This window comes from Litorivita pollutaquae (assembly GCF_003205515.1).
GTDB lineage: Bacteria > Pseudomonadota > Alphaproteobacteria > Rhodobacterales > Rhodobacteraceae > Litorivita > Litorivita pollutaquae.
In genome coordinates, this window is the sequence record NZ_KZ826485.1 from 61591 (window position 1) to 73963 (window position 12373).

Sequence of the window (12373 nt, forward strand, 5' to 3'; positions counted from 1 at the left end):
CATCGCGGTCACTCCTGAAGCTTGGGGTGAACGTCACATCGCGCACCCGCTATTCTATAGCATCTTTCATCTACACTCGTCCGGGGATTGACGAACGTCAATCGCCGAAAGCCCCGCCACGATAAACAGAAAACAAAACGCGAGCCCATCGCGTCTCTCAGGATTCTCGGAAAGGTCACCCATGGCACGCGTCTCCACATTACATGATCCCTCCTCACCACCGACAGCGCCCCAACATGCGCCGCACGCAATAAATGCTGCCGCGCGCAGTGTGCCCCTGCCGCACGCCCATACGACCATGGAAGAGGCTCTGGACAAAGGCCTCAAAGCCATCATCGCGAAGTCAACGGCAGGACTATCACCCATTGCGCTGGCCGCAGCTTATTCGGATTGGGCACTGCACCTTGCCTCGGCTCCCGGCAAGCAACTCCAGCTTCTCGAAAAAGCGGCCAAGAAAACCACGAAATTGGCCCGCTACGCGGCCACCTGCGCCACCGTTGCGGATGCGCCGCGAACCTGTATCGATCCATTGCCGCAGGACAAAAGGTTCCGCAGCGAGGCGTGGACCCAATGGCCTTACAACGTCATTCACCAAGGCTTTTTGCTGAACCAGCAATGGTGGCACAATGCGACGACCGGCATCGCAGGTATGACCAAGCAGCACGAGAACGTGGTGGAGTTCGCCGCGCGCCAGATGCTTGATGTGTTTTCTCCGTCCAATTCCTTCATGACCAACCCGGATATTTTGCAAAAGACACTGCGTGAAGGCGGCTGGAACCTTATACGCGGCTGGCAGAATTTCGTTGAAGACGCGACGCGGCTGAACACCGGTCAGAAGCCCGCTGGCGCGGAGGACTTCGAAGTTGGCCGCAACCTCGCCACCACCCCCGGAAAAGTCGTCTACCGCAACCGGTTGATCGAGTTGATCCAATACGCCCCGACGACCGACAAAGTGCGCCCCGAACCGATCCTGATCGTGCCGGCATGGATCATGAAATACTATATTCTGGATCTCGGCGAGACGAATTCGATGGTCCGCTTCCTGACCGATCAGGGTTTTACCGTGTTCATGGTGTCATGGATGAACCCCCATGCCGAGGATCGCGATCTTGGTATGGATGATTACATATCGCTTGGGGTCATCGAGGCGTTGGACGCGGTGCAGGCCATCACGGCGCGTGAAAAAGTGCACGCCGTTGGCTACTGCCTCGGGGGGACGCTCCTGTCGATTGCGGCGGCCACCTTGGCGCGTGAGGGCGACACCCGCCTCAAAACCCTGACGTTGCTCGCCGCGCAAACGGATTTCACCGAAGCCGGGGAGCTGCAGCTTTTTATCAACGACAGCCAGCTCACCTTTCTCGAAGATATGATGTGGAATCAGGGTTATCTCGACACGACGCAAATGGCCGGAACGTTTCAGCTCTTGCGCTCCAACGATTTGATTTGGTCGTATATGATCCACGACTACCTGATGGGGGAACGCACCCCGATGATCGACCTGATGGCGTGGAATGCGGATGCGACGCGGATGCCTTACCGGATGCATTCCGAATATCTGCGCAGCCTTTATCTGAACAATGATCTGGCGGAGGGGCGATATCATGTCGGTGATCGGCCGGTGACCGTATCCGATATTCGCGCGCCTGTGTTCTTGGTCGGGACAGAACGGGACCACGTGGCACCATGGCATTCGGTCTATAAATTCAACCTGCTCTCGGACACGGATGTCACATTTGTGCTGACCAGCGGCGGGCATAATGCGGGCATCGTATCAGAACCCGGCCATCCCCACCGGCATTACCGGATCGCGTCGCAGGCAAAAGATGCGCCCTATATCGGTCCGGATCTTTGGATGGCACAGACCGCCCCGGTCGACGGATCATGGTGGCCAGCACTGACCGATTGGCTGGCCAAGCAATCGGGCGCGCCCACATCGCCCCCGCCCCTCGGGGCGCGCGACGCCGGATATCCCCCGCTCTGCGATGCGCCCGGCACCTACGTGTTTCAAAAATGAGAGCCGATGAATGACACTCCCGGGACAGGTGCCTGCGGGTGGACCAAGGCAATGCCCAGCGCCCATGCGCCAGCACGCGAGAGGCCGCCGGCGATGGGTGCCAAGGCGTTTTGTCGCCCGCGCCGCTGGAGGCCCGTTTTCTGCGGTGGTCGGGAAAACGCGCCTGAACCGCAGCTCGCCGCAGCCACCACGGGCAAGACGAGGCGTGGCGTGGAAATTCAACACACAGCGAGCGCGATGCAGATTTCAAGTCAGACCGCCAGAAGGCCGCACATATCAAAGGCAAATCCTCTGCCCTTGCCGCATTGCGCGCGGTTGCCGCATTCCGACCGGTTGAAACCCTCGCCGAAACATTCAAGGATAGGTTATCCGACGCTGATCCCGCGCTTTCAGGGGTCTGAAACCCCCGCAAAAACTGGACACCCCTCATGCAATTCATAGAAAACAAAACCTTCGACGAGCTTCAAATCGGTGACAGTGCGGAACTGACACGCAAGCTGACCGCTCAGGACATCGAGCTTTTCGCCGTGATGTCCGGCGATGTGAATCCGGCCCATGTCGACGAAGCCTTCGCCAAATCCGATATCTTTCACAAGGTTATCGCACACGGCATGTGGGGCGGCGCCTTGGTTTCGGCGGTCCTCGGAACAGAGCTGCCCGGCCCCGGAACAATCTATCTCAATCAGAGCATGAGCTTTCTACATCCGGTCGGGCTTGGCGATACTGTTACGGTTCGAGTGACCGTCCGCGACAAGGACGCCGCAAATCATCACGTCACCCTCGATTGCCTGTGCCTGAACCAAAGCGGCGAAACCGTGATTCAGGGGGAGGCTTTGGTCATCGCCCCGGCCGACAAAGTGCGGCGTCCGCGCGCGGTCCTGCCGGAGGTTCACCTGCATGAACGCGGCGCGCGGTTTAAGGATCTGATCGAGGCGACCGCCGCGCTTCCCGCAGTGCCCACAGCGGTTGTTCATCCCTGCGATGCGCTCTCGTTACGGGGGGCACTTGAGGCGGGATCGCAGGGTATTATCATCCCGGTGCTTATCGGTCCGCGCGCAAAAATCGAAGCCACCGCAGAGGAAATCGGCCACAAGCTGACCGACATAGAGATCATCGATGTCCCCCACAGCCACGCTGCGGCGGAAAAAGCCGTAGCGCTTGCACGTTCTGGCGAGGTCAGCATGCTGATGAAAGGCAAGCTCCATTCGGACGAATTGCTCGCGCCCGTGGTGGACCGGCAGACCGGATTGCGCACCGAAAAACGCATCAGCCACGTTTTTGTCCTCGATGTGCCGACCTATCCAAAACCGTTGCTGATCAGCGATGCCGCGATCAATATTTTTCCGGATCTGGAAGACAAATGCGACATCGTTCAAAATGCCATCGACTTGGGTCAGGCGCTGGGAATTGCTTGCCCGAAGGTCGCTCTTTTGTCGGCGGTGGAAACCGTGATGCCAAGCATTCCGTCAACCGTTGAGGCGGCGGCACTTTGTAAAATGGCGGCGCGCGGGCAGATCACCGGCGGGATGCTCGACGGCCCCTTGGCCTTCGATAATGCCATTTCCAAATCGGCGGCCGAAACCAAAGGCATCGTTTCCGAGGTCGCCGGCGACGCCGACGTTTTGATCGTGCCGGACCTTGAAGCCGGCAATATGCTGGCAAAGCAATTGATCCATCTTGCCGGGGCGGATGCCGCTGGTCTCGTTCTGGGCGCGCGGATACCGATCGTGCTGACCAGCCGCTCGGACGGGGTGATGTCGCGCCTCGCTTCCGCCGCTATGGCACAGCTTTTCGTGCACCGGCGCGGTGCGGAGTTCACGATATGACCGGCGATATCCTGACGTTGAATGCGGGGTCTTCGAGCATAAAGTTCGCGGTCTTTGCCCCCGAACATCCTGACAAAACAGCCCGCATCACGGGCAAGATCGCGGGCATCGGGGGGGCACCGGTTTTCACCGCGCAGGACCGCACAGGCACAGCCTTGCCTGCCGGCCCGCTCGACGCGCTTGATCCTTCCTCCAGCCACGAAAATTTGGTTGCCCTTTTGTTGGAATGGCTCGAGCAGCAACTTGCAGGGCAACCGCTCGGGATCGTAGGGCACCGGGTTGTGCACGGCGGGCGGACCTTCGGTCAGCCCGTCCGCATCACCGATGCGATTCTGGACGAGCTCGAAACGCTCGTGCCGCTGGCGCCGCTCCATCAGCCACACAATCTTTCGGCGATCCACGCCGTTGCAAACTGGCGACCAGACTTAACTCAGATCGCGTGCTTCGACACGGGGTTTCATCGCACGCAACACCGGCTGGCGACGCTGTTCGCCCTGCCGCGCGCTCTTAGCGACGAGGGGGTTATTCGATACGGGTTCCACGGTCTGTCTTACGATTATATGGCCCGTGTGCTGCCCGAACAGATCGGAGCCAAGGCGGACGGGCGGGTCATTGTCGCCCATCTCGGCAACGGGGCCAGCATGTGCGCGATGCAAAACCGCAAGAGCGTCGCAACAAGCATGGGGTTCACGGCGCTTGACGGTCTTATGATGGGACGCAGGTGCGGTGCATTGGATCCGGGTGTTGTGCTGTATCTGTTGCAATCGAAGGGCATGGATGCCGCACAGATCGAAACGCTCCTCTACAAAAACTCCGGCCTGCTTGGCGTCTCCGGCGTCAGCAATAATATGAAGGTCTTGGAAGATAGCGACGCACCGACCGCCCGCGAGGCCATTGACCTCTATGCCTATCGCGCCGCCAGCACGCTGGCGGGTCTTGTTCCCGCCCTTGGTGGACTTGATGCCCTCGTGTTCACCGCCGGAATTGGCGAAAATTCCTCGTGTATCCGGCGGGCGATCTGTGACCGGCTGCAATGGTTGGGGATCAAGATAGATGCCGGCGCAAACGACGTGAATGCCATCAAAATCAGCACGGAAACCTCTGCCGTTGATGTCCTTGTCTTGCCGACAAACGAAGAGGCCGTGATTGCAGATGCCTGCCGGACCCTGATGAATGCGCCGAGTGCGCAAACGCCGCAGCCCCACGAAAGCCCCGATAGTTGACCTGTGATCACGGGTCAAAGCGGCACCCGCAAGGCGCGGCGATCGGTGCACATGCCCTAGGTAACCTCAGCTTATCACAATCCGCTCTCAACCGGGTTGCGACGCTGCGGCCGCAGACGGGGTTCATCAAGGGGGGCATCTTGGCCGCCTCTGCGGCCTTGCAGCCTGTGGCTCTATCGGCTGCGGTCACGCATCGCTGTCAATGCCGGCGCGGTGCAGCCGTGCGCCATTACGACACTCAACAAGCCGCGCCCCCTGCCGACCAAAGTCGCGACCAGCCAGAGGCTTTCGACCAACTGTGTCCGCAGTTCATTGTGGCTTTGCTCAGACTGATGCTGGCGCGGTGGCTGTGGTGCCCGTCGCTTCGCCGAAGGCGCGCAACGCTTCGGCACCGTAGACAGAGGCCGGCCCGCCGCCCATGAGAATGGCAATCCCGATCATTTCCGTCACTTCCTGCCGCGTGGCACCGGCCTTGGCGACCGCTTGCGAATGATGCGCAATGCAGCCATCGCAGCGGACAGAGATCGCGATGGCAAAGGCGATCAATTCCTTCATCTTGGTGGACAGCGCCCCTTCTGCAGTCGCCTGCATCACCAAGCGCCCGAAGGCCGCCGTCGTGTCCGGAATTTCAATCGACAGATCCGCATAGCCAGAGTGATACTCGTTGGCGATCGTCGCATAATTTTTCACGTCATACTCCTTTCTCTGCGTCATGCTCTTCCCTTTCGTGATGCTCTTGCCCAATGCGCGGAGCGCATCAGGGGCTCATATCCGTCCTGTCACGCCTCGGGCCGGTACATCGGCCGGCGCCTTGGGATCAGGTGACCGAGCGCGCGGCTATGGCGATCAACACCATGGAAACGCCGGTACTGACAAAATCGATGCCGAACAGGACCCCGAGAAGCACCGCAGATGCTTCCGGAAGCGCCATGAGGACGAAGCCACCCAATGCGATACTGATCACCGCAGAGGCCAGAATCCATCCCCAGTTCGGACTTGGACGCACCCAGAATGCGAAGGAGGATTGTGCGATACCTGTCAGCAGAAAAACGATCCCCACCAGCACCGTCAGAGCAATCAGGCCTTGCGCAGGAAACACGAGCAAAAGCGCCCCCGCCACCAGCGGCACAAGGCCACCCATGAGTTGCCAAGCAAAAAGACCCGTTCCACGGAACGAAAAGGCCGAAGCAACCGCAATGATACCGCTGATGAACATCAGCCACCCGATCAGAATGCCAATGATCAATGAGCTGAGGACCGGCATCAAAAGCGCACCAATTCCGAGGGCGATCATCACGATGCCAGTCCAAAGCCAAATTTTTCTCATTCGGGCCAAAAGGGTTTCGGCCGGAGGGGTATGGGAAGGTGATGCCATTTCGATCTTGGCCTCCTTGAAAAGCAGCGCGGTCAGCGCCGGAGTTGCATTGCTGCGCTAAGCTGTCTCGGACGGGCCGATTTGCAGCGCTGTGAAAGCTGGTTCACCCATCCGCCGCAGGAGCGACACTTGCAGGTCCAGCCAAGCCATATGGCCCTCTTCATCCATTGCGGTGCGCTCAAAAAGAACGCGCGTTCCGATGTCATTGGCCGCATCCGCATCCCGCGCGGCCTGGGAATAGAAACGGATGGCGTCCTTTTCATCGGCCAAATCAACCTCGAACATGTCCTGCAAGGATTGCGCTTTCGCTGGAACTTTCGCGGGTTTCATTTCCGGAACACCCCCAAGGAACATCATGCGCCGCGCATATTCTTCGGCATGCCCAAGCTCTTCGAGCATCTCGGCACGCATCTTTTCGGCCAGTTTATCCAGCCCCCAGTCCTCGGCTGTCAGAATATGGAGAAGATACTGATTCACAGCCGCCAGTTCCATCGACAGGGCCGTTTGCAGATTTTCCAACGTTTTGCTTTTGTCGTTCATGGCTTTTCCCTTTTAGGTTTGGTGCCGCCCTCGAATGGCTATTCACTCCAACTGTGCAGGTGAACATCTCGACCGGAATGGCCCTTAAGGATCTTCACGGCCAGTTCCTCCTTGGCCTTATCGACGGTTCTCACCCAAAGCAGGATGCCGCCATTGCGGATTTGATCGGCATAATAGTCTTTGTGGTGCTGACCGACACGCCGCGCCAGAAGCGTTCCAACCACCGCAGCCGGTCCACCTCCGATCGCAATCGCTGCGATCGAGGCGGCCAGCGTCGACACCGGTGTCAGCATGGCCGCCATGGCGATGTAAGTCCCAAAAAGAAGAAACCGCCAGAAATCGCGCCTTCCAATTCGCCGATGGCTTCCTCAGAAACAAAAGCGGCGCGCGGAGCATCCGGGTTATCTTGCAAATCTTCGGCACGCCAATAGGCCGAGCCGAGTTTCTCCCGCATGGCCTCTTTGCTACCGAGCAGGCTGATGTCGGCGCGGCTGAACCCGGACATGCGCAGATCATAAATCGCCTGCTGCAGGGTCTCGAAACTGTCGAATACACCGACGGCTTCGGGAACATTGATATATGTGCTGTGGTGGGCATCTTGTGCGATGGTCATATCCGGCCTCCTGCGCTGTTATCGCTGTCTAGCCCGCCGCGTGACGCGGTGATTGACATTGATCAATCGTTGAACATGGCGGCAAAGAGCCATCTGCGCTAACGGTCTGGCCCCGATTGCCAGATCGGAAGCGTAACCTCGTGGTCGAGATGCGCCAGACGCCGCTTGAGGTCGGCGTTTTCCTCAACCAGCACCAGAACAACGGCGACCCCGGCGAGGTTGAGCGACAAATCCTTTTGAAGCCGCCGGACACGATGCACCACGGCGATACTTGAACCGTAGAACCGCCACTGCGCGGGGCCGGGCCCATATGGCTCCAGAATGCCCTCGTCGACCAATTCGACCACCCAATCCGCAGAGCACCCGCCGACCCGGCAGAGCTCTTTCAACGTGACCGTGGTGACCACTTCTCCTGTTGGAACCAATTCATTGTCTGAAGCCATTGTCCTACCCCTTCCGTCCCGCGCGCGGATCATAATCCATCTCGCGCGCCATCTGTTGGTAAAGCTCGCGCGCTTTCTCGGATTCCGTCGGTGGGATAACAATTTTGACCACCGCAATGAGATCGCCCGGCGGTTTGCCCGGTATGCCGCGGCCTTTAAGGCGCAGTTTTCGTCCCGATTGTGAATGTTTCGGCACTGTCAGTTGCACCGATCCACCGGGCGTGGCGTAGTCGACCCGCGCACCGAGCGCCGCTTCCCACGGCGTGACGGGCAATTCCATGATCACATCCCTGCCTTCAAGGCGGACCCCCGGCGTGGGTTTGATCGCCACCTCAAGATATAGGTCTCCCGCTGCCCCCTTGCCCAATCCGGGCGATCCCTGCCCCGCCAGACGGATATGTTGTCCATCGCAGACCCCTTTAGGGATGGACACCCGAATGGTCTTTTCGCCCAGAACCACATGACCGGAGGCGTCGCGTTCCGGTTTTCTCATCCCGACATCCATCGACCCGCCTTTGTATGCGGTATCAAGGTCGATGGTGATTTTCGCATGGTGATCCTGACCTGCTGCATGAAACTGTCCGCCGCCGCGCATGTCAGGCCGCGCCTGTCCGCGCCGGGCAAACAGCTCATCAAAGAACGCGCCAAATTGGTCAGGATCGGTTTCGGTATATCCGCCGCCAGAGAATTCGAACCCTTCGTCCCAATCGGGGGGCGGCCGGAACGCTTGGCCTTCTTTCCAATCTGCGCCGAGCTGGTCGTAAGCCGCGCGTTTCTCCGGGTCTTGCAGAACTTCATAGGCCTCGCCGACGTCCTTGAATTTTTGCTCTGCATCGGCAGCTTCGGGGCCGGTGTTCACATCAGGATGATATTTGCGCACCAGTTTGCGGTAGGCGCGCTTGATCTCCTCCTGAGAAGCGCCGCGCTCAACCCCGAGCGTCTTGTAATAATCCTTGTACTCCATGGTCATCTATTTCCTTTGGGTCCAAGTGCGGCACCCATAGGCGCACCGCGTCCGTTCATGCCAAGTTCAAAAGCGGCCTGCGCCCGCGCACAAAGTGTTGATCATCGCAGACATGGCGGGCCATGCTCCGGCGCAGCCTCTCCGCCGAGGCCGCAGCGCCGCACGTCAATCGTCCTTGCCCGCCGGATCGCCCGCGAACAGGACTTTATCTTTCAGGCGCATTTCAGCCTTGCGACTATGCGGATCGAAAGCATCACATGTGGCTTTGAGATCGTGCGCAGGCATTTTGGCACCTCCCTTTGTGGTTGGATGCCACGTTTGCCGCACGGCAGGATTGACGAAACGCAATTCGCGGATCGCCGCCAGCGCGCAAAGTGATAAGGCGACCTGGCGGGCCCAGGCCGAAACCGGGACACAGCCAACAGAGAAAGTGACGCCGGCCCTATATCCCACCCCCCTACATGAGCGATGGCAGATACGTCACAATACCGGGGAACACGATAAGAAGTATGATGAGCAAGGCATCCCCAAACAAGAACGGGGTGACGCCTCGAAAACCATCCTCGACTTTGGTGTTTGTTGCGCCGCAGGCCACGAACACATTCATCCCAAGGGGGGGCGATACCAAACCCATCTCGGCGGTTTTAGTGACAATGATCCCGAACCAGATCGGATCATATCCAAGCGACATCACCAGAGGAAAAATAAGGGGAAGCGTGAGGATTATGATCGCGATCTGGTCGATGAAAAATCCAAGCACCAGATACAGCAGGATGATGATAATCAGGATCCCCCAATTGGGCAGCGGAAGTTCAGAGACCCACAATATCAAAGTCTGCGGCACTTCGGTGATTGCCAAGAAGTAGCTGAACACCATGGCGCCGATCACGATGGCAAAAATCATTGATGTAGAGCCAAGCGTGGCACGGAAGGCTTCGACAAAACCGTTCCAGCGCAAGCCCCCGACAGCAATTGAAATGACCATGGCGCCTGTGGCACCGACGGCGGCAGCTTCGGTCGCCGTGATGGCCCCCGAATATATCCCCCCCAATACAAGCATGACCAAAGCCAATGCCGGCCATGTTTTTGGCAAGCTTTCCCAGCGCTCGGACCATGCGTGGCGTTCGGTCGGAGGGGCAATGTCGGGATTGCGGCGCACCTGAATGATGATGGTAACGACATAGACCCCAGCGGTGAGCAAGCCCGGAAGAACACCGGCCAAAAACAAGCGCCCGATCGAGGTTTCCGTGAGCACGCCATATAAGATCAACGGCAGGCTGGGCGGGATCATAATCGACAGCGTGCCGCCAATAGCAATGACGCCAAGCGCGAAGCGATCACTGTAGCCGTATCGGCGCATTTCGGGCATGGAAATGCGCGACATTGCGGCCGCCGCCGCCGTGGACGAACCAGAGAGCACCGCAAACCCGACACTTGCTGCGATGGCTGCCAGCGCAAGACCACCGCGAATGTGACCCATCCACAAATAGCAGGCGCGATAGAGATCTCGCACGACGGAGCCGCGCGCCAGAAGTTCGGCCATCAATATAAAGAGCGGGACGGTTGAAAGTAAAAAACTGGCGGCGGTGCGATAGGGCGTCGTTTGAAGAACGCCCAGCATCGCCCCCGAACCGGCTTCGATATATAAGCCGACGGCGCCGCATAGGATCAAAGAAAACGCAATTGGCATCCCGATGACAATCAGCACAACCAACAGCAACATGATGATGAGGGCAATCATGTATCACCCCCGATGGCGGAATGTGTCGTGGCGCCGCCCCCGTCATCCTCCCCGTTGCGCGGGGCCAGTAACGTATCGATCGCATCCACGCAGAGCCTCACGGTGAAAACCGCTGTCCCCAGCGCCACGATGAGCCACGAGGGGCCGGTCGGGATTGCGACCACACCGGTTGTCCAGCGATTCAAGGTGATATTCTTCCAACCGTTCTTTGCCGCAACATAGGCAACCAGAGCGAAAATGATGGCGGCCGACATCAGATAGGTAAATTCGAGAATGCGCGCCACCGAGATTGGCAATCGGTCGAGCACAAATTCAACCCGCACATGCGCACGCTTCCTCTGGGTATGGGCCAGACTTAAGAACACAATCGACACCATCAGGTAAAATTCGCTGATTTCATAGACGCCGGAAATAGGAGCGTTCAGAAAATACCGTCCGCCTGCATCTCCGGCCACGAGGACCATAAGTATGAACAAGGCCAAGCCGCCTAGAATGAGCAGAACATTTTCAAAAGCCGCAAGGAAACGCTTTATGGTCTTCATTTCTATTCTCCACCCGCCACAAAAATGCCCGGTCACGGATGACCGGGCAGTGTTCATTATTTGGTAGCCAGATCAGACCAACGGTCCAAGATTGCCTGTGCCGGCTTGCCTTGCTTCTCAAGGCTATCGACCCATGCCTGGCGCACTTCGCTCAGCTTGCTGTTCCATTGCTGCAACTGCGCCTGTTCAATCTGGTACACCCCACCACCGTTGTCTTCGAGGCCCTTGGTGAATTCGGAAATCCGGTCTTTGTCGGCTTGTACAACCGCAGGGATGACTTCTCTGGCCGCTTCGACAAGCGCGGTCTGGATGTCTTCCGGCAGCGTGTTCCAAACATCCTCATTGATCACGTAAAGCGCGGGAAAAAGGCCAAGGTTCATATTGTCCGTGGCGTATTTGATTTGCTCTTGCAATTTATAGCCAGCCGCCGTCGGAAGGTTGAAAAGGGTTCCGTCCACGGTACCGCGCTGCAAAGCCGGGTACAAATCGGGTGCGGGGATCGCGACAGGCACCGCGCCAAGCGCTTCGACACTGCGTTCCTGTACCCCGCCGGAAGAACGCAACTTGATGCCCTCAAGTTGTTCGACTGTCTCCAATTTATCGCCCCGGCTCATCACTTGATACGGGGCGGTCACCAACGATCGAATGGCCCGAACGCCCAGCGGCAGAATTTCAATGTCGTTAAGCTCGCTTAAAACAAGTTCGTTAAACGCATCATTGAGCGCTTGTTGGTCTGTGATATTGCCTATCAAGGGCAACGCGATCACTGTCGACAACGGCAGGCGGTCGGACAAATAAAGCGGCGGCGCATAAACGATATCGGCAAGTCCATTTTGTGCCGCGTCCAGCAAGTCCGCCGATTTCGCCAGTTGTTCGGCAGGGAAGTATTTGAACGCGATGCGCCCATTGGTTTTTTCTTCCACCAAGTCCAACCAATCCTGAGTGTTTTTTGAATACTGGTGTGTTGTTGGGAAACTGTCGGCAACGCGCAGGGTAAACTCCTGTGCGACGGCCGAGCTTGCGATCATAGGAAGGGCCAACGCGACCAATCCTGCAATTATTCCAGTTCTTTTCATTTCTCTCTCCCTAGTT

At 58.2% G+C, this 12373-nt stretch carries 13 protein-coding genes; 3 read left to right on the top strand and 10 right to left on the bottom strand.

The genetic code is table 11. From position 1 onward, the window contains the following. The first annotated feature begins 181 nt into the window (after positions 1-181). The 3 genes from DI396_RS10210 (at position 182) to DI396_RS10220 (ending at position 5063) form a co-directional block, all read left to right on the top strand. Positions 182-2014: a PHA/PHB synthase family protein gene (locus tag DI396_RS10210; RefSeq protein ID WP_110796123.1), complete on the top strand. Its 1833-nt coding sequence runs from the start codon at positions 182-184 to the stop codon at positions 2012-2014. 428 nt (positions 2015-2442) lie between these two features. Then, on the top strand, positions 2443-3840 hold the full coding sequence (locus DI396_RS10215) for a bifunctional enoyl-CoA hydratase/phosphate acetyltransferase (RefSeq protein ID WP_110796124.1): 1398 nt from the start codon (positions 2443-2445) through the stop codon (positions 3838-3840). Next, on the top strand, positions 3837-5063 hold the full coding sequence (locus DI396_RS10220) for an acetate/propionate family kinase (protein WP_110796125.1): 1227 nt from the start codon (positions 3837-3839) through the stop codon (positions 5061-5063). Before DI396_RS10215 ends, DI396_RS10220 begins: the two co-directional genes overlap by 4 nt. Before the next feature lie 324 nt (positions 5064-5387). On the opposite strand, the gene DI396_RS10225 is transcribed toward DI396_RS10220, so the two are convergent. From DI396_RS10225 to DI396_RS10270, 10 genes are all read right to left on the bottom strand, one after another. After that, a complete protein-coding gene (locus DI396_RS10225; protein WP_110796126.1) occupies positions 5388-5777 on the bottom strand; it encodes a carboxymuconolactone decarboxylase family protein in 390 nt (129 codons plus the stop codon). Positions 5778-5880: 103 nt separating this feature from the next. After that, a complete protein-coding gene (locus DI396_RS10230; protein ID WP_235851838.1) occupies positions 5881-6357 on the bottom strand; it encodes an HdeD family acid-resistance protein in 477 nt (158 codons plus the stop codon). A 138-nt stretch (positions 6358-6495) separates the two neighbouring features. Then, positions 6496-6978, bottom strand: coding sequence for a bacterioferritin (locus DI396_RS10235; RefSeq protein WP_110796128.1), 483 nt, complete (start codon positions 6976-6978; stop codon positions 6496-6498). 38 nt (positions 6979-7016) lie between these two features. After that, positions 7017-7280: a hypothetical protein gene (locus tag DI396_RS16730; protein WP_235851823.1), complete on the bottom strand. Its 264-nt coding sequence runs from the start codon at positions 7278-7280 to the stop codon at positions 7017-7019. Then, complete coding sequence (locus DI396_RS16735; protein ID WP_235851824.1) at positions 7265-7591, bottom strand: general stress protein; 327 nt, start codon at positions 7589-7591, stop codon at positions 7265-7267. The genes DI396_RS16730 and DI396_RS16735 overlap by 16 nt, the downstream gene beginning before the upstream one ends. Positions 7592-7689: 98 nt before the next feature. After that, positions 7690-8034, bottom strand: a complete 345-nt coding sequence (locus tag DI396_RS10245; RefSeq protein ID WP_110796129.1) for a chaperone modulator CbpM — start codon at positions 8032-8034, stop codon at positions 7690-7692. A gap of 4 nt (positions 8035-8038) precedes the next feature. Beyond that, positions 8039-9004: a DnaJ C-terminal domain-containing protein gene (locus DI396_RS10250; protein WP_235851825.1), complete on the bottom strand. Its 966-nt coding sequence runs from the start codon at positions 9002-9004 to the stop codon at positions 8039-8041. Positions 9005-9455: 451 nt separating this feature from the next. Further along, positions 9456-10739 carry a TRAP transporter large permease gene (locus DI396_RS10260; protein WP_110796131.1) on the bottom strand — a complete coding sequence of 428 codons (1284 nt, stop codon included), beginning with the start codon at positions 10737-10739 and terminating at the stop codon, positions 9456-9458. Continuing rightward, positions 10736-11281 carry a TRAP transporter small permease gene (locus tag DI396_RS10265; protein ID WP_162617207.1) on the bottom strand — a complete coding sequence of 182 codons (546 nt, stop codon included), beginning with the start codon at positions 11279-11281 and terminating at the stop codon, positions 10736-10738. The genes DI396_RS10260 and DI396_RS10265 overlap by 4 nt, the downstream gene beginning before the upstream one ends. 56 nt (positions 11282-11337) lie before the next feature. Continuing rightward, positions 11338-12357: a TRAP transporter substrate-binding protein gene (locus DI396_RS10270; RefSeq protein ID WP_110796133.1), complete on the bottom strand. Its 1020-nt coding sequence runs from the start codon at positions 12355-12357 to the stop codon at positions 11338-11340. Positions 12358-12373 lie beyond the last annotated feature (16 nt).

Coding starts and splice junctions, on each gene's coding strand:
- DI396_RS10230 (WP_235851838.1), bottom strand. CDS start 6,357: ATGATCGCCCTCGGAATTGGTGCGCTTTTGATGCCGGTCCTCAGCTCA.
- DI396_RS10270 (WP_110796133.1), bottom strand. CDS start 12,357: ATGAAAAGAACTGGAATAATTGCAGGATTGGTCGCGTTGGCCCTTCCT.
- DI396_RS10235 (WP_110796128.1), bottom strand. CDS start 6,978: ATGAACGACAAAAGCAAAACGTTGGAAAATCTGCAAACGGCCCTGTCG.
- DI396_RS16730 (WP_235851823.1), bottom strand. CDS start 7,280: ATGGCGGCCATGCTGACACCGGTGTCGACGCTGGCCGCCTCGATCGCA.
- DI396_RS16735 (WP_235851824.1), bottom strand. CDS start 7,591: ATGACCATCGCACAAGATGCCCACCACAGCACATATATCAATGTTCCC.
- DI396_RS10225 (WP_110796126.1), bottom strand. CDS start 5,777: ATGACGCAGAGAAAGGAGTATGACGTGAAAAATTATGCGACGATCGCC.
- DI396_RS10265 (WP_162617207.1), bottom strand. CDS start 11,281: ATGAAGACCATAAAGCGTTTCCTTGCGGCTTTTGAAAATGTTCTGCTC.
- DI396_RS10245 (WP_110796129.1), bottom strand. CDS start 8,034: ATGGCTTCAGACAATGAATTGGTTCCAACAGGAGAAGTGGTCACCACG.
- DI396_RS10250 (WP_235851825.1), bottom strand. CDS start 9,004: ATGACCATGGAGTACAAGGATTATTACAAGACGCTCGGGGTTGAGCGC.
- DI396_RS10220 (WP_110796125.1), top strand. CDS start 3,837: ATGACCGGCGATATCCTGACGTTGAATGCGGGGTCTTCGAGCATAAAG.
- DI396_RS10260 (WP_110796131.1), bottom strand. CDS start 10,739: ATGATTGCCCTCATCATCATGTTGCTGTTGGTTGTGCTGATTGTCATC.
- DI396_RS10210 (WP_110796123.1), top strand. CDS start 182: ATGGCACGCGTCTCCACATTACATGATCCCTCCTCACCACCGACAGCG.
- DI396_RS10215 (WP_110796124.1), top strand. CDS start 2,443: ATGCAATTCATAGAAAACAAAACCTTCGACGAGCTTCAAATCGGTGAC.